Annotated in this window: 24 protein-coding genes; 11 read left to right on the top strand and 13 right to left on the bottom strand. The window is 64.0% G+C overall.

All coding sequences use genetic code 11. The features are described 5' to 3' along the window. The first annotated feature begins 79 nt into the window (after positions 1-79). The 7 genes from infA to AHIS1636_RS07905 all read left to right on the top strand — a co-directional run bounded on the left by infA (position 80) and on the right by AHIS1636_RS07905 (position 4,203). On the top strand, positions 80-301 hold the full coding sequence (infA, locus tag AHIS1636_RS07935; protein WP_005267757.1) for a translation initiation factor IF-1: 222 nt from the start codon (positions 80-82) through the stop codon (positions 299-301). A gap of 75 nt (positions 302-376) precedes the next feature. Continuing rightward, entirely contained in the window at positions 377-490 is a 114-nt protein-coding gene (rpmJ, locus tag AHIS1636_RS07930) for a 50S ribosomal protein L36 (protein WP_005267758.1), read from the top strand. Positions 491-644: 154 nt separating this feature from the next. After that, positions 645-1,019 carry a 30S ribosomal protein S13 gene (gene rpsM, locus AHIS1636_RS07925; RefSeq protein WP_264795264.1) on the top strand — a complete coding sequence of 125 codons (375 nt, stop codon included), beginning with the start codon at positions 645-647 and terminating at the stop codon, positions 1,017-1,019. 45 nt (positions 1,020-1,064) lie between these two features. Continuing rightward, on the top strand, positions 1,065-1,466 hold the full coding sequence (rpsK, locus tag AHIS1636_RS07920) for a 30S ribosomal protein S11 (RefSeq protein WP_005267760.1): 402 nt from the start codon (positions 1,065-1,067) through the stop codon (positions 1,464-1,466). A gap of 151 nt (positions 1,467-1,617) precedes the next feature. Further along, complete coding sequence (locus tag AHIS1636_RS07915) at positions 1,618-2,628, top strand: DNA-directed RNA polymerase subunit alpha (RefSeq protein ID WP_264795263.1); 1,011 nt, start codon at positions 1,618-1,620, stop codon at positions 2,626-2,628. A gap of 65 nt (positions 2,629-2,693) precedes the next feature. After that, positions 2,694-3,245 carry a 50S ribosomal protein L17 gene (rplQ, locus tag AHIS1636_RS07910; RefSeq protein ID WP_262105781.1) on the top strand — a complete coding sequence of 184 codons (552 nt, stop codon included), beginning with the start codon at positions 2,694-2,696 and terminating at the stop codon, positions 3,243-3,245. Positions 3,246-3,273: 28 nt separating this feature from the next. Next, positions 3,274-4,203: a tRNA pseudouridine synthase A gene (locus AHIS1636_RS07905; protein WP_264795262.1), complete on the top strand. Its 930-nt coding sequence runs from the start codon at positions 3,274-3,276 to the stop codon at positions 4,201-4,203. 49 nt (positions 4,204-4,252) lie between these two features. Here the strand turns inward: AHIS1636_RS07905 and AHIS1636_RS07900 are convergent, their stop codons facing one another. The 9 genes from AHIS1636_RS07900 to AHIS1636_RS07860 all read right to left on the bottom strand — a co-directional run bounded on the left by AHIS1636_RS07900 (position 4,253) and on the right by AHIS1636_RS07860 (position 11,868). Beyond that, positions 4,253-4,762, bottom strand: a complete 510-nt coding sequence (locus AHIS1636_RS07900) for a prepilin peptidase (protein WP_264795261.1) — start codon at positions 4,760-4,762, stop codon at positions 4,253-4,255. Between the two features lie 136 nt (positions 4,763-4,898). Beyond that, the gene (locus AHIS1636_RS07895; protein ID WP_264795260.1) at positions 4,899-5,783 is read right to left on the bottom strand and encodes a type II secretion system F family protein; all 885 of its coding nucleotides are present in this window, start codon (positions 5,781-5,783) and stop codon (positions 4,899-4,901) included. Positions 5,784-5,795: 12 nt separating this feature from the next. Further along, a complete protein-coding gene (locus AHIS1636_RS07890; protein ID WP_264795294.1) occupies positions 5,796-6,725 on the bottom strand; it encodes a type II secretion system F family protein in 930 nt (309 codons plus the stop codon). Positions 6,726-6,733: 8 nt separating this feature from the next. Then, positions 6,734-8,170 (bottom strand): TadA family conjugal transfer-associated ATPase, encoded by a 1,437-nt coding sequence (locus AHIS1636_RS07885; protein WP_264795259.1) that lies wholly within the window; start codon positions 8,168-8,170, stop codon positions 6,734-6,736. Next, positions 8,167-9,363 carry a CpaE/TadZ family protein gene (locus AHIS1636_RS07880; RefSeq protein ID WP_264795258.1) on the bottom strand — a complete coding sequence of 399 codons (1,197 nt, stop codon included), beginning with the start codon at positions 9,361-9,363 and terminating at the stop codon, positions 8,167-8,169. The genes AHIS1636_RS07885 and AHIS1636_RS07880 overlap by 4 nt, the downstream gene beginning before the upstream one ends. Then, positions 9,360-10,001: a Flp pilus assembly protein CpaB gene (gene cpaB, locus AHIS1636_RS07875; RefSeq protein WP_264795257.1), complete on the bottom strand. Its 642-nt coding sequence runs from the start codon at positions 9,999-10,001 to the stop codon at positions 9,360-9,362. Before cpaB ends, AHIS1636_RS07880 begins: the two co-directional genes overlap by 4 nt. Positions 10,002-10,122: 121 nt before the next feature. Next, positions 10,123-11,151 carry a pilus assembly protein TadG-related protein gene (locus tag AHIS1636_RS07870; protein ID WP_264795256.1) on the bottom strand — a complete coding sequence of 343 codons (1,029 nt, stop codon included), beginning with the start codon at positions 11,149-11,151 and terminating at the stop codon, positions 10,123-10,125. Continuing rightward, positions 11,139-11,543: a TadE/TadG family type IV pilus assembly protein gene (locus tag AHIS1636_RS07865; RefSeq protein ID WP_264795255.1), complete on the bottom strand. Its 405-nt coding sequence runs from the start codon at positions 11,541-11,543 to the stop codon at positions 11,139-11,141. The genes AHIS1636_RS07870 and AHIS1636_RS07865 overlap by 13 nt, the downstream gene beginning before the upstream one ends. Positions 11,544-11,628: 85 nt before the next feature. Further along, entirely contained in the window at positions 11,629-11,868 is a 240-nt protein-coding gene (locus AHIS1636_RS07860; RefSeq protein WP_264795254.1) for a Flp family type IVb pilin, read from the bottom strand. Between the two features lie 540 nt (positions 11,869-12,408). Here AHIS1636_RS07860 and rplM point away from each other — a divergent pair. The 3 genes from rplM to glmM all read left to right on the top strand — a co-directional run bounded on the left by rplM (position 12,409) and on the right by glmM (position 15,073). Then, complete coding sequence (gene rplM, locus AHIS1636_RS07855) at positions 12,409-12,852, top strand: 50S ribosomal protein L13 (RefSeq protein WP_264795253.1); 444 nt, start codon at positions 12,409-12,411, stop codon at positions 12,850-12,852. A 39-nt stretch (positions 12,853-12,891) separates the two neighbouring features. Next, the gene (rpsI, locus tag AHIS1636_RS07850) at positions 12,892-13,389 is read left to right on the top strand and encodes a 30S ribosomal protein S9 (RefSeq protein ID WP_264795252.1); all 498 of its coding nucleotides are present in this window, start codon (positions 12,892-12,894) and stop codon (positions 13,387-13,389) included. A 307-nt stretch (positions 13,390-13,696) separates the two neighbouring features. Next, entirely contained in the window at positions 13,697-15,073 is a 1,377-nt protein-coding gene (glmM, locus tag AHIS1636_RS07845; protein ID WP_264795251.1) for a phosphoglucosamine mutase, read from the top strand. 15 nt (positions 15,074-15,088) lie between these two features. On the opposite strand, the gene AHIS1636_RS07840 is transcribed toward glmM, so the two are convergent. After that, positions 15,089-16,069 (bottom strand): SMP-30/gluconolactonase/LRE family protein, encoded by a 981-nt coding sequence (locus AHIS1636_RS07840; protein WP_264795250.1) that lies wholly within the window; start codon positions 16,067-16,069, stop codon positions 15,089-15,091. A gap of 190 nt (positions 16,070-16,259) precedes the next feature. Here AHIS1636_RS07840 and AHIS1636_RS07835 point away from each other — a divergent pair, with 190 nt between their 5' ends. Next, a complete protein-coding gene (locus tag AHIS1636_RS07835) occupies positions 16,260-17,726 on the top strand; it encodes a cation:dicarboxylate symporter family transporter (RefSeq protein WP_264795249.1) in 1,467 nt (488 codons plus the stop codon). A gap of 91 nt (positions 17,727-17,817) precedes the next feature. On the opposite strand, the gene mscL is transcribed toward AHIS1636_RS07835, so the two are convergent. From mscL to coaA, 3 genes are all read right to left on the bottom strand, one after another. After that, on the bottom strand, positions 17,818-18,210 hold the full coding sequence (mscL, locus tag AHIS1636_RS07830; protein ID WP_264795248.1) for a large conductance mechanosensitive channel protein MscL: 393 nt from the start codon (positions 18,208-18,210) through the stop codon (positions 17,818-17,820). A gap of 66 nt (positions 18,211-18,276) precedes the next feature. Continuing rightward, positions 18,277-19,134, bottom strand: a complete 858-nt coding sequence (locus AHIS1636_RS07825) for a M15 family metallopeptidase (protein WP_264795247.1) — start codon at positions 19,132-19,134, stop codon at positions 18,277-18,279. A 1-nt stretch (position 19,135) separates the two neighbouring features. After that, positions 19,136-20,113, bottom strand: coding sequence for a type I pantothenate kinase (gene coaA / locus AHIS1636_RS07820; protein WP_373875800.1), 978 nt, complete (start codon positions 20,111-20,113; stop codon positions 19,136-19,138). Positions 20,114-20,141: the final 28 nt, after the last annotated feature.

Genomic DNA, 20,141 nt, shown 5'->3' with positions numbered 1-20,141 from the left:
CTTCGTTGGAAACTCCGAGGCGAACAAACCCAAAAATTCCAGCCCCACACTGTGGTGGTTACTGACGTTAGCGGAGGATATGGCTAAGAAAGACGGTGTCATTGAGATTGAAGGCACTGTGCAGGAAGCTCTGCCCAACGCGATGTTCCGCGTTGAGCTGACTAACGGACACGTTGTGCTTGCTCACATCTCAGGAAAGATGCGTCAGCACTACATCCGGATCCTCCCCGAGGACCGGGTCGTAGTGGAACTCAGCCCGTACGACCTCTCGCGGGGCCGTATCGTCTACCGCTACAAGTAAAGACCGATTCCCGCGGGCAACTGCGGGCCGAGGTAGTTACGCAAGCAACAACTGCAAATAACGCAAAGGAAAACCATGAAGGTCCAGCCGAGCGTCAAGCGGATTTGTGACAAGTGCCAGGTGATTCGTCGCAAGGGTAACGTCATCGTGATCTGCGAGAACCCGCGCCACAAGCAGCGCCAGGGCTAAGCTCCCTGCTTCGGCAGGGGCGCTCCCGCGCGTAGTAACTCAATAAGGCAGCACCGCAGGGCAACCTGCACACCCCCGGTACGGAGGCCGGGGACCTGGACAACAGGGACGGAGCTGCTTCAGACCTCCGGATACAACAAGGAGAACCGCCAATATGGCTCGTCTCGCTGGCGTAGATATTCCCCGCGAAAAGCGGGTAATCATCGCCCTGACTTACATCTACGGCGTGGGTAAGACCCGTGCAGAGCAGACCATCGCGGAGACCGGGATCAACCCGGACACCCGCGTGAAGGACCTCACCGACGCGGAGCTCGTGCAGCTGCGTGACTACATCGAGGGCAACTACAAGGTAGAAGGTGACCTCCGCCGCGAGGTCGCCGCCGACATCCGCCGCAAGGTCGAGATCGGCAGCTACGAAGGCCTCCGCCACCGCCGTGGCCTGCCCGTCCGCGGACAGCGCACCAAGACCAACGCTCGCACCCGCAAGGGCCCGAAGCGCACCGTCGCCGGCAAGAAGAAGACCCGCTAAACAGCTGGCCCTCTAGCTACCAAACAACCTTTGTAGGAGAAATACATGCCCCCCAAGACTCGTGGAGCGGTGCGTAAGCCGCGTCGCAAGGATAAGAAGAATATTGCGCTCGGACAGGCGCACATCAAGAGCACCTTCAACAACACCATCGTGTCCATCACGGACCCGACCGGTGCCGTCATCTCCTGGGCTTCGGCCGGTGAGGTTGGCTTCAAGGGCTCCCGCAAGTCCACCCCGTTCGCCGCGCAGATGGCTGCTGAGTCCGCTGCAAAGCGCGCCCAGGAGCACGGCCTGAAGAAGGTCGACGTCTTCGTGAAGGGCCCGGGTTCCGGACGCGAAACCGCCATCCGTTCGCTGCAGGCCGCTGGCCTCGAGGTCGGCTCCATCCAGGACGTCACCCCCAGCGCCCACAACGGATGCCGTCCCCCGAAGCGCCGCCGCGTCTAATTAGCCGTTTCGTCGTTCCCTCGGCCGCTGTCCTGGTTCCCTCGCGGGGATCCGGACAGCGGCCGAAGGGGCCACTTCCGGCTGACTAGCCGCCCTTTTCCACCAATTCGTGTTGCGTCATATAGCGGACGCTCGCTGAAAGGAAATCTAAGTGCTCATTGCACAGCGCCCAACTCTTACCGAAGAAGTAGTAGCGGACAGCCGCTCCCGGTTCGTCATCGAGCCGCTGGAGCCGGGTTTCGGCTACACCCTTGGTAACTCCCTCCGCCGTACCCTGCTGTCCTCGATCCCCGGTGCCGCCGTTACCAGCATCCGGATCGACGGGGTCCTGCACGAGTTCACCACCGTTCCGGGTGTCAAGGAAGATGTCACCGAGATCATCCTGAACATCAAGAACCTGGCAGTCTCCTCCGAGCATGACGAGCCTGTCGTGGCCTACCTGCGCAAGCAGGGCCCCGGCGTCGTCACCGCTGCGGACATTGCCCCGCCGGCCGGCGTGGAATTCCACAACCCGGACCTGCACATCGCCACCCTGAACGAAAAGGGCAAGTTCGAGCTCGAACTGACCATCGAGCGCGGCCGCGGCTACGTTTCCGCGGCCCAGAACAAGTCCGGCGACTCGGAAATCGGCCGCATCCCGGTCGACTCCATCTACTCGCCGGTCCTGAAGGTCACCTTCAAGGTTGAGGCGACCCGTGTTGAGCAGCGCACCGACTTCGACCGCCTGATCGTCGACGTCGAAACCAAGGATTCCATCGCACCGCGCGACGCCGTCGCCTCTGCCGGAACCACCCTGGTCGAGCTGTTCGGCCTGGCCCGTGAGCTGAACACGCAGGCTGAAGGTATCGAGATCGGCCCGAGCCCGACGGACGCCGCCCTGGCTGCCGACATGGCTCTGCCCATCGAGGACCTCGAGCTGACCGTTCGTTCCTACAACTGCCTCAAGCGTGAGGGCATCCACACCGTGGGTGAGCTCGTAGCCCGCTCCGAGGCCGACCTGATGGACATCCGCAACTTCGGTGCGAAGTCCATCGACGAGGTCAAGGCAAAGCTTGTCGAGCTGGGTCTGTCCCTGAAGGATTCCCCTCCAGGATTCGACCTGGCCGCCCGCGCTGCCGCCATCGAAGAGGACGAAGAAGCCTTCGGCGAGGACGAACTCTAAAACGCAGGAATTCGCCGTCGTGGTGCTAGGTAGCGCCCAACGGCACCATATGAGGAGATAAAGAAATGCCTACCCCCCCTAAGGGTCCGCGCCTCGGAGGCGGTCCGGCTCACGAGCGCCTGATGCTCGCCAACCTGGCAGCAGCGCTCTTCGAGCACAAGCGGATCACCACCACCGTGACCAAGGCCAAGCGCCTGCGCCCCTACGCCGAGCGCCTGATCACCTTCGCCAAGCGCGGAGACCTGGCTGCCCGCCGCCGGGTGCTCGCCACGATCAGCGACAAGGGCATCGTCCACGAGCTGTTCACCGGCATCGCCCCGGCAGTGGAGAACCGCGAAGGCGGCTACACCCGCATCACCAAGATCGGCAACCGCAAGGGCGACAACGCCCCCATGGCCGTCATCGAACTGGTGCTGGAGCCGCTGTCCCCGAAGCAGGCCGTAGTCAAGGAAGCCGAGAAGGCTGCCGAGACCGCCGCGCCGGCTCCGGTTGCTGAGGAAGCTGCCGAGACCGAGTCGCCGGAATCCGCCGAGTCCGCTGAGTCTGCCGAATCGGCAGAGTCGGCTCCGTCGGCCGAATCCGCCGAGGAAGCCCCGGAGGCCGAGGAGAAGAAGTAGCTTCTCCTTTCCCTCTAAACTGGAGGGTATGACCTCACAGAAGCCCGCCGTCCCCACTCCGGACGGCGGGCTTCTGCGTGTCCGGATGGACCTTGCGTACGACGGCGGGGCGTTCAGCGGGTGGGCCGTGCAGCCCGGTCTGTTAACCGTCCAGGGGGCCGTCGAGGAAGCCCTCGCCACCCTGATTCGGCGCCCGGTCCGGCTGACCGTCGCCGGACGCACGGATGCGGGCGTCCACGCCCGCGACCAGGTGGTGCACTTCGACGTGGAGCCGGGGGAGTGGGCGGCGCTGGCTCGCGGCCGCGACATCGACCCCGCCGACTCCCTGCTCCGCCGCCTGCGCGGAGTCCTGGCCAAGGTCCTCGGCGGCCGGGTCGGCGCCCCCGTCCCGTACCGCGACCTCGCCGGAGCCATCGAAGTCCATACCGCGCGGCTGGCTCCGGAAGGTTTCGACGCCCGGTTCTCCGCCCTGTGGCGCCGCTACAGCTACCGCATCGCCGACCGCCCCGCGAACTGGGACCCGCTCGCGCGCAACATCACCCTCTGGCACAAGCACGAGCTGGACGTCGACCTCCTGAACGACGCCGGGAGCCGGATCCTGGGTGTGAACGACTTCCTGTCCTTCTGCAAACCGCGGGAGTTCTCCACCACCATCCGCGAACTCCAGCACCTCGAGTTCCGGCGCGGCGACGACGGCGTCATCACGGCCTCGGTGCAGGCTGACGCCTTCTGCCACAACATGGTCAGGGCCCTGGTCGGCGCCTCGCTCATGGTCGGCTCCGGGGAGCACGAACCCGCCTGGCTCGCCGAACGCCTCGCCTCCAAGGTCCGCGACTCCAAGACCAAGCTCGCGCCCCCGCACCCGCTCGTCCTTGAGGAAGTCGCCTACCCGCCCGCCAGCGCCCTGCTCGAACGCGCCGAACAGACCCGCGCCATGCGGACTGCAGAGTCAGAGTAATCGCCGGCTAATTGCTGCCGCCAACCGCTCGCGGAGACTTACAAAAATTTCAGGCCAGCAGCGGCGCCAGCAAAGCGGCCGCTATCATCGCCGGGCCGAACGGAATATCGGAGTTCCGGTTGAGCACCTTCGCCAGCATCAGCACCACGATCGCCACCGCGTTCAGCAGGAACGCACCCAGCAGCACCAGTAGCCACGCATCGAAGCCGAGGTAGCCCGCGTACAGCCCCACAATGGCCGCCAGCTTCACATCGCCCAAGCCGATCCCGCCCGGCTTGATCAGCGCCATGGCCAAGTACAGCGCAAACAGCGCCGCACCGCCAAGCAAGCCGCCCAGCAGTTGCAGCCAAGCCCCGGATACAGCCGCTCCCAGGCCCAACAGGACCAAGGCTCCAACCAGGAACGGCAGCACCAACCGGTTCGGCAGCAGCTTGTGCCGTGCATCGATCGCCCCCAGCAGCACCCCCATCACCGCCAAGTAGCAGAAAGCTGGCAGCACCGCAATCGCCCCGATGAACCACGCCATCAGCCCGCACAGCAGTCCGGCCAGCACTGCCATCGGCCCCCGCCAACCCCGAGGCACAGCCGTCCGATCCTCCCGCTGCGCCAGCGGAAAGACGAACCATCCGGCCACCGCTCCAAGCAGGGCAGCACTACCCGCGACTATCACGTCCACGTTCTGAGCCTACGTCGGCCTACTGACCGCTGAAGGTGTTGATCGCATTGATGACAGCGGGACCCAAAATCGCGATGAACAGCACCGGGAAGATGAAGAACAGCAGCGGAAACAGCACCTTCACCGGCAGCTTCATCGCCTTTTCCTCGGCCCGCTGCCGCCGCTTCACCCGCATGACCTTCGCCTGGGTACGCAGCACGCCGCTCAGCGCGATGCCGTAGGCGTCGGCCTGCACAATCGCCTTCACAAAGCTCCGCAGCTCGGGGACGTTCGTGCGGTCTGCCAGGGCGAGATAGGACTCCCGCCGGCTTCGGCCCACCTGCATGTCCTGCAGCGTGCGTACGAGTTCGTCGGCCAACGGGCCTTTGCCATTGGTGCCGGCGCGAGCCATCGCCGCTTCGAAGCCCAAGCCCGCCTCTACCGAGATCAGCATCTGGTCCAGCGTATTGGCCAGTTCGAGTTGAAGCTTTTGCTGCCGTTCCTGCCCCTTGCTGTAGAGAAGCAGGTCGGGGATGAAGTACGTCATCACCGTGAAGAACAACGCCGCCAAGAATAGCGTCGACGATGGCCGGACCGAGAGGAGAACCGTCCAGGCAAGCCCGGCGGTCAACGCCATCGGCAGCTTGATGGACAGCAGCTTCTCCAGCGGCATTGAAGCGGGACGGCCGGCCAAAGCCAGCAAGCGGTCTAGCTTCTGCACGTAACCGGCGGGTGTCAGTTTCCAACCCAGCCGGTAGAGAAATCCGAGCTCCCGCTGCTTGCCGCTTTCGCCCGTGTCGAAACCACGATTGAGGTTCTGCTGGACCGCGTGGCGGCCCTTCTTGTCGCTGGAAAGCAGCAGCCAACCCAGATAGCCGATGGACCCGGCCAACAAGAGGGTTCCCAGAAGGACGATTGGACTCATAGCCGGCCCCTCTCAGAACTTCAGGTCGATGATTTTGCGCAGCCACAGGCCGCCTATGATCATCAGGATGACGGAGACGCCGATCATGACCCAGCCGAGGGGCTCAGTGAAGAGGACCCCGATATAGTCGGGGTTCATAACGCCCAGAATCGCGACAATGCCGATTGGCAGCGCCATCAGGATGTACGCGGAGAACTTGCCCTCTGCCGAGAGAGCCTTGATCTGTCCCTTGATCTCTGCGCGCTCTCGGATCGTCCCGTTGACCTGGTCGAGCACCTCGGCCAAGTCGCCTCCAACCTCCCGGTTGATCTGGATCGCCTGGGCGATCCAGGTGAAGTCCTCGCTCTCCATCCGCTGCGCCGTGTCCATCAATGATTCCAGCAGGTCCTTGCCGAGGCTCGTCTCGGTGATGACGCGCCGCATCTCCTCCGAGGTGGGGGCATCGGCCTCTGCCGCGGCGGCGTCAATGGCCCGCAGGATACTGTGACCGGCCCGCAGACCCCCACTCAGCAGCTGCAGGAGGTCACCCATCTGCGAATCGAACTTCGCCCGGCGTTGGCTGATCAGCACTACAAGCAGCAGGTGCGCCAAAAATGGAGACGCCAGAACAAACAGCAGCGCTAGACCAACTCCGCTGAGCAAAGCTCCGACGGCTCCTGCTACGAGCGTTCCCGCGGTGACCAGGACGATGTAGTCCGCCTGGCTCAGCTTGAGGCCTGCCAGCTCCAGCAGTTCGCGCCGGTAGATCCGGGTCGGGCGCCGTTTGAGCTGTTGCTCAAGGACACGCACCGCCGCTCCGGCGAAGCGCGATAGTTGCGAGGTAGATTCCTCTTCAAACGGCCGACGACGGTCGCGGGGCAATGCGGCTGCCTGCGGTTGCATGGCGGTGAACCCCAGCAGGATTCCGGCCAGCACCAGTACAACGCCCAAGACGAGTAGCAAATGCATGGCTAGTGCCGCCCACCCAAGCGTGACTGCTGGCCAAAAACAGCGGGGGAGACCGTAATTCCCATGTCTTCGAAACGCTCGATGAAACGGGGCCGGATGCCCGTCGGTACCGGCCGGCCGAGGAAGAGGCCATCGGGCCCAACGCCCGCCGAGTAGTCGAAGACGAACGCATCCTGGAGCGTGACCACGTCGCCCTCCATACCCTGGACCTCGGTGACATGGGTGATCCGGCGCGTGCCGTCGCGCAGCCGGGCGATCTGGATGATCAGGTCGACCGCGGAGGCAATCTGCTCGCGGATGGCGCGGAGCGGAAGGTCCATCCCCGCCATCAGCACCAGCGTCTCCAGACGTGCCACGGCGTCACGCGGCGAGTTGGCGTGCACGGTCGAGAGCGAACCGTCATGGCCGGTATTCATGGCCTGCAGCATGTCGAGTGACTCTCCGCCGCGGACCTCGCCCACCACGATGCGGTCGGGTCGCATACGCAGGGAATTCCGGAGCAGATCGCGGATTGTCACTGCGCCCTTGCCCTCGGTATTCGGCGGCCGGCTTTCCAGTCGCACGATGTGCTGCTGCTGGAGCTGCAGTTCTACTGCATCCTCGATGGTTACAATGCGATCCGACTCCGGGAGGAAGGACGACAGCACATTCAGCAGTGTAGTCTTACCCGTGCCAGTGCCGCCGGAGACAATAATGTTGAGCTTGGCCTTGACGCAGGCATCGAGCAGCTCGGCCATCTCGGGTGTCATCGTCCCGAAATTGATCAGGTTCTGCACCGTTAGAGGCACCTTGCTGAATTTACGGATCGTAAGCGACGAGCCATTGACGGCCAAAGGGGGGATGACCGCGTTTACGCGCGACCCGTCCTCGAGCCGGGCGTCCACGAGCGGCGACGACTCGTCGATCCGGCGTCCCACCTTGGACACAATCCGTTCGATGACCTTGCGCAGATGTTCCTCCGAGCCGAAGCGCGCATCAGTGAGAGTGACGTGCCCCTTCCGCTCGACGTAGATCTGGTCCATCCGGTTCACCATGATTTCGGTGACGCTCTCGTCATCGAGGAAACGCTGCAGCGGCCCGTAGCCCATAACGTCGTCGGCGACGTCCCGAATGAGACGCCGGCGCTCTTCGGCGGATAGCGGTACCTGTTCTTCGTCGATGATTTGGCCGAGTTCTTCCCGTGCCATAGCCCGCAGGTCCTCTTCGGTCATCGACGTATCGCTGATCCTGGCACCCATGCGGTCGAACAAAGCCGTTGCCGCGCGTTGTTTGAGGCCGGCCAAAGCGTCCACCGGCGCAACCACTGCGTCGGCGGCAGCAACCGGAGCGGGCTTGGGCCTAGCGGGAACGGACGGGACGAGGGCAGGAACCGTCGCAGGCACAGACACTGCCTCCGACGGGGCTTGCGTCAGCGCGCCTAGCCGTTCAGAGAGCTTCATTGGAGCACCGCCCTTCGGTGAAGGCTCCGGCGCTTCTCCCGCCAGGCCGGATCAAAGCGTTCCACGAGAGACTTCAAGCCCTTGGTGGCAGGGTCCTTGATGTCCTCCTGCAACAGCGGAACACCGCGATTCGATGCGTAGCTCAGCGCCTTCGAGCGGGGGATCGCGATGTCGACCGGAGCATTCAGGCTCGCTTCGACGTCCTGGACTGCCAGCCCGGATTTAGTGTCCGCAAAGTTCAACACGACGTGCCGGTGCTCCGGCAGCAGCTCCAGCTTGCGGAGCACATCAGTGCCCATGCGCAGGCTGCGGACGCTCGAGACATCCATGCCTGCCACCCAAATCGCGTCCGTGCAATGTTCCAGAGCGGCAAGCGTGTGCTCGGTCAGCCCGGGTCCGGTGTCGACGACGACGTAACGGAACTGCGCGGTCAACTGCTGCAGGAGGTGGGTCACCTGATTGGCGGAGACGAAGTCGGCTGCAACCGGATCCATCGGCGCGCACAACGCATAGATGTTGGCGGGATGAACGGTCAGGAACGCCTTAAGCACCATTGAGTCCTGGCTCGCGGGGTTCGAGACAGCATCGAGAATGGTGTGCTCCGGATTCAGGTACAGGCTGGAGGCAACATCGCCGAACTGGAGATCGAGGTCAACGAGCACCACGTTCATCGGCGCCATCTTGCCCAATCCCACCGCGACATTCGTGGCAATCGTAGTCTTGCCGACGCCGCCCTTCGGGGAGATGACGCCGATGATCATTCCTTGCTCACGCGGCTGCACCGAGCCCGGTTGTTCGAGCCGAAAGCGGCTCGCGAATACCTGGCATGCCCTTTCCAGCAAGACGCGAATCGAGGGAATGTCAGCCACCGGGCTGAGCAGGTCACGGATTCCCGAGCGCATCGCCTGAAGAATCAGATCCGGGTTGCCGTCAGCCACGAGAACGGTGCTGATCTCCGGAAACTGGACATCGAACACAGTTGCCAGTCGCAAAGCATCATCGACAGCAAGTCCTGGCCCTAGAATCAGGACCTCCGGGCGATCGCCGCTTACGAATGACAGCAATTCCCTCGGTTGCATCGCCGCTGCATCCGGCGTGAAGGTCGTGAGCTCTCCCGGCAATCCGCCGGCTACGGCGAGGCGCAGCTTCTCCTCGAACGCCTTGTCCGAGCCGATGAAGATGAAACGGCTCATCGATAGACCTCTGAACGCTGGACCACTTCCGGCTTGCTTTCTTTCGCGTCTTCCGGCTCCTTGCTCAGCCAGATCTTGGCGAACTCTGCGGCGAAGACAATCTTTTGCCCGGCTTTGTCGTCGACTGCAACAGTGACCAGCATCGACCCCTCCGGCAACGCCTGAGCGTCTGTCTCGCCCTCCTCAGTCACCGGCTGGGGCGCCCGCTGGATGGCCGTCAAAAGAGCTTTTCGGACTACTAGCTGCGTCGTTTCCTTATCTGGGCTTCCCTCGATACCGCCCTTATCCATAGAGATATAGACGCCCACATGCTCGCCAGCCACGAGACGACCTCCTACAACACGCTGCGGTTCCAATTGAAAGGAGACTTCCTGCAGCCCTTTCGGAACATCGACCGCTCCGGCCGCTTGGACGTCTTCGGGAGCAACGAGGCGTTCGTTTAGTAGTTGCTCACCGGGGACCAGATCGACGGCAGTAACCTTCCCAGCGCTCTCGGTCAGGTCACTGATGGCACTGGGGGCAATTGCCGAGGCAGGGAGATTTGTTTCTGTCACTGAAGCGCTGAGAGCCTCAACGGGGGTGCCGGCCGGTACTGCAGTCTTCACGACCAGGACAGAAGCAGGTTCCAGATCTGCCATGGCTCGAGTATCGGCGTTGCCAACATATGTAAATATCAGCAGTACTCCGACAACTGCTAGTACCGCGGCAGCAACGCCAGCCACTAGACGCGACTTCATTCCGTCCCCAATTCCAGATTTGTTACTCGGTGAAATAGATCAGGCTGGCACCGAGATCGCCAGTCCCTCCCAGCTTGAAATCTTCATCGAGTGATGCGAATCGAATAAACTTTCCGATGATCCCTCGGCAGTCGCCGCTACATATCTGCCCAGCGAACTCTGCATTCCTGTAGACATATGGGTCCTTCATCGGCTGAGAAGAATTCCATGTCCCGCCACTGAACTTCCAACCCTTGACGCTGAAAGCGGCAAATCCCCGAATGAAATATTTTCCGCTGGTGCCGGTTCCTTCGGTCTTGTTGAACACTGGCAACAGGACCACCACTTCGCCGCCCGGCTGCTGGAGGGTCGTCATCCAGGATTCAAGCAGTGCCTTGCATACGGACGGCTCATCGTTTCCCGTGTCGCTTGGCATCCCAGCGGTCGCTGAAATTTGTGTGTAGACGTCGCACTCAGCAGGATCTGATGATTTTAGGTAGCCAAAGCCGCCAGGAATCAGGTTTCCGCTACTTGAAGTACATCCGGGCATGGGCACACCCTTGCTCGCTATAAGTTGCAAAGCGCCGCTGAGGGTGAACTGGCACTCCGAGAATGCCAGAGGAAAAGCTGCTGGTCCCGCTGATATGCCACCTGTAGCGACTGCTGCGGAGGCGTTTACGTCGGTTCCTGTCAGCCCTAGAATTGGCGCCACCAGGTAAGGAAGAGAGTCCTGACCAGCTGAATCTAGCGTCCCAACAGTTACTTTTACGCGATTCTTTATCGAGGTGTCTGCTTCTAGAATTCGAGCAGTTCCGTCGTTCACGTTGAGCTCAGCCAAGGTCATCGCGTGTGAATTCGGGGCGGTGCACGTGGCGCCTGCAGGATTGTCTGCACAAGACTTTGCCAACGAAAGCGCCGCGGCATCAGCGGCATTCTGTAATTGGGCCTTCTCCGCAGAAAGCCGACCAATATCAACTGCTATCGCCACGAATCCCAACAGCGCGACCAGAAGGAGCCCAGTTAGAACCGCGGTTGCACCCCGTTCGCTCTCCAAGTTCGTCAACCGCCGCATCGCATGACTCCCTGTGATACGAGGTCGATGGGCCCGAACAACCCAGTAATCGTGTTCAACTCGTATGTGATCTTGAAAGTGACTCGATGTTCAGGCACGCACTTATCCTTCACCGGAGCCGCAGTTGTGATCGAATCATGCGAAGAAACATCGAACGTCATTAGAGCAGGATCAAGTGACGGAGCGGACCGTAATGAAGCAGTCTTAGCAAGCACAGCATCATTCTCGATCGCCATAACACGGGCTCCCTCCCGGGCAGCCTCGGTTAACGTAATTTGAGCGTTGTAGCCGCGGCCAAATTCCATGATGCCGATCAAGAGAGCGAGTAGGACGGGGACGAGTAACGCGAATTCAACGACAGCTGCCCCGCGTTCATTGCTTGGAATGGCCATGTAGAGCCTGGAGTCCGACTTGTTCGTTCCAATGTGAAGGTGGAGGTATCTAGAGGCATCAGGACACCTCCACCTAGTCATCAGATTATGGAGTGCAGCTGGCTGCGGCGGTAGTGGTGGCGGCCGTGTAGGTCTTGTTCTGAATGCCGCACGCGGCTTCGTTGAACATGTCCTTGATTTCCGTGCCCAAAAAACCAACTGCAACGACAATCACAACCGCGATCAGTCCTACGACCAAGCCGTATTCGACGGCGGTGGCGCCCTTTTCTTCGCGGGCGAGGCGGGTGGTGACGAAATTGCGCGCGTTCAAGTACAGTCCGAGCATTGGATTCAACTCCTGAAGTGAGAATGACCGGGAAGTCATTACACGGATTCATTACTGATGGCAGGGAGATACCGCAGAAATGCCCCCAACTATTTCGAGAGGGAAGTCTCGAAGGAGTTGAATATGGCCCCCAAACCGAAATCCATAGTAAGGGGAAAGTACAAGGTTTAACCAAGCCGATTTAACCGTTGTTATCAAACCGTTATGTGCACTCGTGACTTTCGGCGTGTCTCGATCGATGCGGAGAACGCGCTGGCGCTACCTGGCCGGCCGGTCGGGCAGGTAGCGGCCTTCCCTTTGACCTCAGATAGGGCTGCACGATATCCTTGGTAGCTGTTGTGCGTGTCCAACCTCGATGCGTCCATGTTCGCGCGTTTGCCCAGTTGCAGGGCTACCTGATCCGCGGACGTGGCCGGGGCCCTCTGGACCACTGGTTACATTTCAGTCCTCACCTGAGATTCCGGTAGCGCATGAGAGAACTTGTGTGCGTGCCCGTTTGGGCGCGCCGCTACTTGCAAACAAGAAACGAAGGCCAAAACCGTGCGTACGTACACTCCGAAGCCCGGCGATATCAACCGCCAGTGGCACGTCATTGACGCCACCGACGTTGTCCTGGGTCGTCTTGCCAGCCAGACCGCAACACTGCTGCGCGGAAAGCACAAGCCGACCTTTGCTCCTCACATGGACATGGGCGATTTCGTCATCATCATCAACGCTGAGAAGGTTGCCCTGACCGGCGCCAAGCTCGAACAGAAGCGTGCCTACCGCCACTCCGGTTACCCGGGTGGCCTGTCCTCCGTCAACTACGCCGAGCTGCTGGAAAAGAACCCGGTGCGCGCAGTTGAGAAGGCCATCAAGGGCATGCTGCCGAAGAACTCCCTGGCTGCCCAGCAGCTGTCGAAGCTGAAGGTCTACGCAGGCCCCGAGCACCCGCACGGTGCCCAGCAGCCGAAGTCCTTCGAAATCACCCAGGTCGCCCAGTAGTCCTGGCCACCTAGCTAAAGAATTTATTCAAGGAGAACCGTGGCTCAGAATACTGAAGAGCTGAACAACGAGGGCGAGAACCTCACCAGCTACACCTCGGAGAGCGCTCCCGCTACCGAGACCGTTGCCAAGGAGCGCCCGGCCCTGACCGTGGCCGGCTCCGCCGTCGGCCGCCGCAAGGAAGCCGTTGCCCGCGTCCGCGTTGTCCCGGGTTCGGGCAAGTGGACCATCAACGACCGCGAGCTGGCCAACTACTTCCCGAACAAGCTGCACCAGCAGGAAGTGAACGATCCGTTCAAGATCCTGGAACTGGAAGGCGCTTACGACGTCATCGCCCGCATCCACGGCGGCGGCCCCTCCGGCCAGGCCGGTGCGCTGCGCCTGGGTGTTGCCCGTGCGCTGAACGAGATCGACCGGGAGAACAACCGTCCGACCCTGAAGAAGGCCGGCTTCCTGACCCGCGACGCCCGCATCATCGAGCGTAAGAAGGCCGGTCTCAAGAAGGCCCGCAAGGCTCCGCAGTACTCGAAGCGCTAAACCTGCTTCGCCGGGCCCGTCCCGGACTGCAGCGGCACCCCGTCCCGTGGATTTCCACCGGGCGGGGTGTTCCGCTTTAACAGGGAAACGACGGCGGGTCAGCGGTAAACACGGTCAACCCGCAGGGGAGAACGACGACGGCGGTCGGCGGGGAACGCCCGCATGCAGCAGGATGCGAACGACGGCGGCGGCGTCCTTATGTGTAGCAAACCACTGTCCCGTGCTGGTGCGGATTGGAGCGTGCAAACGCCGCGGCGGCAGGGGACATGTCAGTTTCCGAGCCCGTGCTCCCGTAAAATGGCTAGCGATGTCTAGATTATTTGGTACCGATGGTGTCCGCGGTTTGGCCAATGGTTTGATTACCGCCGAGCTGTCCATGGAGGTTTCCCAGGCTGCTGCGGTGGTGCTGGGCCACGAGCAGGTTCCTGCGGGCAGGCGGCCGGTGGCCGTGGTGGCGCGGGACCCGCGGGCCAGCGGCGAGTTCATCAGCGCGGCGGTGTCGGCCGGCCTGGCCAGTGCCGGGGTGGACGTGTTCGACGCCGGCGTGCTGCCGACGCCGGCCGCGGCCTATCTGGTGGCGGATCTGGGCGCGGATTTCGGCGTGATGATCTCCGCGTCGCACAACCCGGCGCCGGATAACGGGATCAAGTTCTTCGCGCGCGGCGGCCACAAGCTGCCGGACGAGGTGGAGGATGCGATCGAGGCGGAGATGAAGGCCGAGCGCCGCCGTCCGACCGGTGCGGAGGTCGGCCGGATCCAGCGTTTCTCCGACGCCGAGGACCGCTACATCGTGCATCTGCTGCAGACCCTGCCGGCCCGCCTGGACGGGCTGAAGATCGTGCTGGACTGCGCGCACGGTGCGGCCAGCGGGTGTTCGCCGCAGGTGTTCGCGGACGCGGGCGCGCAGGTCGTCGTGATCGGCGCGGAGCCGGACGGGCTGAACATCAACGACGGCGTGGGCTCGACCCACCTGGAGAAGCTGCAGGAGGCCGTGGTCAAGCACGGCGCGAACCTTGGCATCGCGCACGACGGCGACGCGGACCGCTGCCTGGCCGTGGACGAGCAGGGCACGGTGGTCGACGGCGACCAGATCATGACCATCCTCGCCCTGGCCCTGAAGGACGCGGGCAAGCTCAAGGACAACGTGCTGGTCGCGACCGTGATGAGCAACCTGGGCATGAAGCTCGCGCTGCGCGAGGCCGGGATCCGGATCGAAGAGACCGCGGTGGGGGACCGCTACGTGCTTGAGAGCATGCGCGCCAACGGCTACTCGTTGGGCGGGGAGCAGTCCGGCCACGTGATCTTCTCCGACCACGCCACCACCGGCGACGGCGTCCTGACCGGCCTGCAGCTGGCCGCGCAGATCGCCAAGACCGGCCGGCCGCTCTCGGAGCTGGCCAAGGCGATGAACCGGCTGCCGCAGGTGCTGATCAACGTCAAGGGCGTGGACAAGGCCGCAGTGAAGACTAACGTCGACCTGCAGCTCGCCGTCGAGGAAGCATCCCGCGAGCTCGGCGAGACCGGCCGCGTGCTGCTGCGCCCCTCCGGCACCGAGCCCGTAGTCCGCGTGATGGTCGAAGCCGCGGACATGGACACCGCCCAGGCCGTCGCGGAACGCCTCGCCGACGCCGTCAAGCGGCACCTCGCCCTCAAAGCGCCGGCCGCCGAGACCGCGGCCGGCTGACCGGCGCTTTCCTGGCTAGTCGTTGCCGTAGGCGTCGACGACGACCACTTCGAACTCCTTGGCCTTGGGCGGGATGCCGGTATCGAACTTGGCGTTGACGGCCAGCAGCTGGTCGCCGACGAGGGCGGCCGTGGTCGGGACCTGGAAGGCCTTGTCGGTGATGGTGTCCCTGAGCTTGCCGCTCTCGAGGTCGGAGTCGAGGCGCCAGCGGGTGATCTTGTTGTCGAAGTTCTGCACGGTCCAGAGGTTCCGGCCGTCCAGTTCGATGCCGTCCACGTACGGAACCTTGACGCCCGCGATGACCTGGCTTTCGCCGTCGTCGGTGTCCACGGTGTAGACGGCCTTGTTGGCGGTGTGGGCGACGATCAGGGTGTCATCGTCGTCGGTGGCGGCGATGCCGTTGAGGTTGAAGTCGCCGGTGATTTTTGCGGCGGGCCCGCTCAGGGCGAGGGTTTCGACCTCCCCGACGTCGCCGTCGCTGTCCACGGGGACGAAGTACAGCTCGCCCTTGACCGAGTTGGTGAACCACGCGCCGCCGCCGGTGAAGATGACGTCGTTGATGAAGGCGTTGGCGTCCTTGGTGAGGGCCACGGTCGCGGTCGTGTCGCCGTCGTCGACGTCGTAGAAGTAGGCGTCCCCGGCGGCCCCGCCAGCCACGGCGAGGGTGCCGCTGCGGGTGTCGAGGTCCATGCCGAGCGCCATCCTGCCGGCGGGCGCGTCGATGAACTGCTCCGCGGTTCCTTCATCGAGGTCGCCGAGGAAGATGTCGCCTTTGAACAGGTCGCCGGCGTAGAACGCGCCGTCGTCGTCGGCGGCGATGCCTTCGGCCGAGGACGCCCCGGGGAGCTTGATGACCTCGGAGCGGTCGTCGTCGCTAGTGGAAAAGGCCGGCGCGGAACCGGCTGATACGAGGAGCGCGGCTGCACCCAGCAGGCCTGCGGCGGTACGGCCGAGGGGCGGGCGCAATGCGGAACGAGGGGCTGGTTGGGGGTGCACGGGGATCTCCGTCCGGATCGGACCAGGAGTCACCGAGGCGGGCCCCTGGTGATGCGGCCCATTCTACCCGCGCGGCGCCGTGCCAGACAGGCGCAGAGGACACAGAATCGGGAACTTCTATGGTGCTGGCCCGTCCCCGGTGGGACATTTGGAGGAGCAGGCAGGACCAGTTCTGACAAAGGAGTCTGCAATGTCTTCCTCGCACCAGCTTCCCCCGGAACAGACCGCACCGGCCGGGGCGCCCGCCAAGAAAAAGGACCGCACGCACTTTCTGTACATCGCCGTGATCGTCGCGGTGGTCCTCGGCGCCATCCTCGGTTTCGTGGCGCCGGAGGTCGCCGTGGCGCTCAAACCGCTGGGTACCGGGTTCATCGCGCTGATCAAGATGATGATCGCGCCGATCATCTTCTGCACCATCGTGCTCGGCGTCGGTTCCATCGCCAAGGCGGCGACGGTCGGCAAGGTCGGCGGCCTGGCGCTCGGCTACTTCCTGGTCATGTCCACCTTCGCGCTGGCCATCGGGCTGGTGGTGGGCAACATCATCCAGCCGGGCGAGGGCCTGAACATCTCCAGCGGGAGCGTCGAGGCCCCGGAGGCCGAGGGGGAGGCCGGCACCGTCGACTTCGTCCTGGGGATCATTCCGACGTCGATGCTCTCCGCACTGACCGAGGGCAACATCCTGCAGACGCTGTTCATCGCGCTGCTCGTGGGGTTCGCGCTGCAGAAGATGGGGCGGACCGGCGTGCCGATCCTGCAGGCGGTCAGCTACATCCAGGCGCTGGTCTTCAGGATCCTGATCATGATCATGTGGCTGGCTCCGATCGGCGCGTTCGGAGCGATCGCCGCGGTGGTCGGCGAAACCGGCTTCCAGGCGATCGTCAGCCTGGGCACCCTGATGGTGGCCTTCTATATCACCTGCATTCTCTTCATCGTCCTGGTCCTGGGGCCGATCCTGAAGCTCGTCGCGGGCCTGAATATCTTCCGGCTGATGCGCTACCTGGCCCGCGAGTACCTGCTGATCGTCTCGACCTCGTCGTCCGAGGCGGCCCTGCCGCGGCTGATCGCCAAGATGGACCACATTGGCGTGGACCGCTCCGTGGTCGGCATTACCGTCCCCACCGGCTACTCCTTCAACCTGGACGGCACGGCCATCTACCTGACGATGGCGGCGCTGTTCGTGGCCGAGGCGATGGGCAAGCCGCTGTCCCTCGGGGAGCAGATCTCGCTGCTGGTGTTCATGATCATCGCGTCCAAGGGAGCCGCCGGCGTCAGCGGCGCGGGCCTGGCAACGCTGGCGGCGGGCCTGCAGTCGCACCGGCCGGACCTGGTCGAGGGCGTCGGGCTGATCGTCGGCATCGACCGCTTCATGTCGGAGGCCCGGGCGCTGACCAACTTCACCGGCAACGCCGTCGCGACGGTGCTGATCGGCCAATGGACCCACGAGTTCGACAAGGACCAGGCCGAGCGCGTGCTCTCCGGTCAGGACCCGTTCGACGAGACCACGATGAACGAGGACCACGGCTACGTTGCGCCGCGGGAAGAGGCCGTCGTCGGTTCGGCCGCGACGGACGCCGCCGAGACGGGGGCCACCGGGGCGGGCGCTCCCGGCGCGGGGACGCCGACCGGCGGAACGCCGCGCCGGGAGCGGGAGCTCTAGCCGGGCCGGAAACCATGGGCGGCTAGACAATTGGAGGCCCTCCCGTGCTTCGGGAGGGCCTCCGGACGTTGAGGAGGTTGGCTGCCGCCGGCTACTGGCGGGTGCGCAGGGAGTCGCGGATTTCGGTCAGCAGCGCGATCTGCGGATCCACGGTCTCGGCTTCCGGGGTGATGCCCAGCAGGCGGTTGCGGCGCTCGATGATGTGGTTCATCGGAACGATGATGATGAAGTAGACCGCGGCGGCAATCAGCAGGAAATTGACGATGGCGGTCAGCAGGACGCCGAACTGCACGAGGTTGCCGTTGAAGTTCCAGACCGCGAAGTCGTCGAAGTTGGGGGAGCCGACAAGGCCGGCGATGAACGGCATCAGGACGTTTTTCACCAGAGCATTGACGACGGCGCTGAAGGCCGTGCCGATGATGACGGCGGTGGCAAGGTCGATGACGTTGCCCTTCATGATGAAATCTCTGAATCCCTTGAGCATGGCGCTCAATCTACACGCGGCGCCTACCGGCCGGGACAGAAACACGGCAAACGGGCCGTGAACAGTTCAGCGGTAATCCGGCGCGGGGGGCAGTCCGTAGTAGGTTTCGAGCGCCTTCGTGCCGCTGCCGAACATTGCGCCGGCGTCCCTGGTCCCGATGTAGCGCAGGTGCCACGGCTCGGGGGAGTAGCCGGTAACGGACTCCTGGCCGGGCTGGTAGCGGACCACGAAGCCGAAGCGGTGCGCGTTCCGTGCCGCCCAGGCGCCGGCCGGGGTGTCAGCGAAGCAGGCCTCGAGGCGGCAGGAGCCGGAGGAGTCGCCGATGTCCAGGGACAGGCCGGTCTGGTGCTCGGAGAAGCCGGGCCGGGCCGAGACGCGGTCAGCCCCGGCCTTCCCGTTGACGTCGACCCAGTGCTGGTAGGTCGAGACCTGGGTTTCGTAGGAGCGGAAGCCGCTGAGCACGGTCATCGGGGCGCCGTCGGCGGCCGCGGCGGCGAACATCCGCTCGGCGGCTTCGGCCGCGGCGGCCCGCAGCTGGGTGCCGTCCCCGCCCGGGCCCGCGGTGAGCGCGGGAGTCGCCAGGTCGGCGGGGAAGTAGTCCCGCGGCTGCAGCGGGCGCTGTTTATTAACGACGACGTCGATGCGCGCCGGGTCGTCGTGCCCGCCCTGTGCCCGGGGTTCTTCGGTCTCCGGTCCCTTGGTCGTTGCCGGAGCGGAGGTCTCCGCCGGCTCCGAGGTGGTGGTTGCGGACCCTGTTCCCTGCGAGGGGGATTCCCTGGCCGGGGACGAAGGCGAGGCTGTGCCGCCGGGGGACACCGCCGTCGTACTTCCGCCCGGGGAAGGCGGCTCGGCGGGCGTGCAGCCCGCCATCAGGCCGGCCAGTCCGAGCAGGGCGGCGAGGAGGACAGGCTTGGCAGCATTCATCTCAGGTCTTCCGCAGCAGCATCCGGCGGACCGAATGGTCCGCGTCTTTGGTCAGCACCAGCTGCGCCCGGCCGCGGGTGGGCAGCACGTTCTGCTCGAGGTTCGGCTCGTTGATCCGGTGCCAGATGCCCAGCGCGGTCTCGCGCGCCTCCTCGTCCGTGAGCGAGGCATAGCGGTGGAAGTAGGACTCGGGGTCGGCGAACGCGGAGCTGCGCAGTTTCTGGAAACGCGTCACATACCACTCTTCGATGTAGGAGGTCTTCGCGTCAACGTAGATGGAGAAGTCGAAGAAGTCGCTCAGGGCCAGGCCGGACCGGCCGTCCGCGCGGGGCCGCGCCGGCTGCAGCACGTTCAGGCCCTCGACGATCAGCACGTCCGGCCGGCGGACCACGATCTCCCTGCCGGGCACGATGTTGTAGGTCAGGTGCGAGTAGTACGGCGCGCGGACTTCCTCGGCGCCGGACTTGACCTCGCTGACGAAACGGAGCAGCGCGCGGCGGTTGTAGGACTCGGGGAAGCCCTTGCGCTCCATGAGGCCGCGGCGGAGGAGTTCCTCGTTCGGGTAGAGGAAGCCGTCGGTGGTCACCAGCTCCACGTTCGGCGTGCCTTCCCAGCGGCGCAGCATCTCGCGCAGCACGCGGGCGGTGGTGGATTTGCCGACCGCCACCGAGCCGGCGACGCCGATGACGAAGGGCACGCGGCGGGTCTGCTCGCCGAGGAAGGTGGTGGTGGCCTTGTGCAGCTCTCCGGCGGCGCCGACATAGAGGTTGAGCAGCCGGGACAGCGGCAGGTAGACCTCGCGGACCTCGTTCATGTCCAGCTGTTCGCCGAGGCCGCGGAGCCGTTCGACGTCGTCGTGGTTCAGCGGCTGCTCGATCTCGTTCGAGAGGCGCGACCAAGTCTGGCGGTCCAGCTCGACGAAGGGTGTGACGTTGCTCTCACCGTTCGACGGCGCTGCCTTCGGTGCGTCATCAATCACCTAAGAATTGTGCCTGCTGGCCCGGGCA

Origin of the sequence: Arthrobacter mangrovi (assembly GCF_026011795.1) — a bacterium.
In the GTDB taxonomy this organism is placed as follows: domain Bacteria; phylum Actinomycetota; class Actinomycetes; order Actinomycetales; family Micrococcaceae; genus Crystallibacter; species Crystallibacter mangrovi.
The sequence above is the reverse complement of the archived record's forward strand: the minus strand, read 5'-3'. Positions and strand labels throughout refer to the sequence as shown.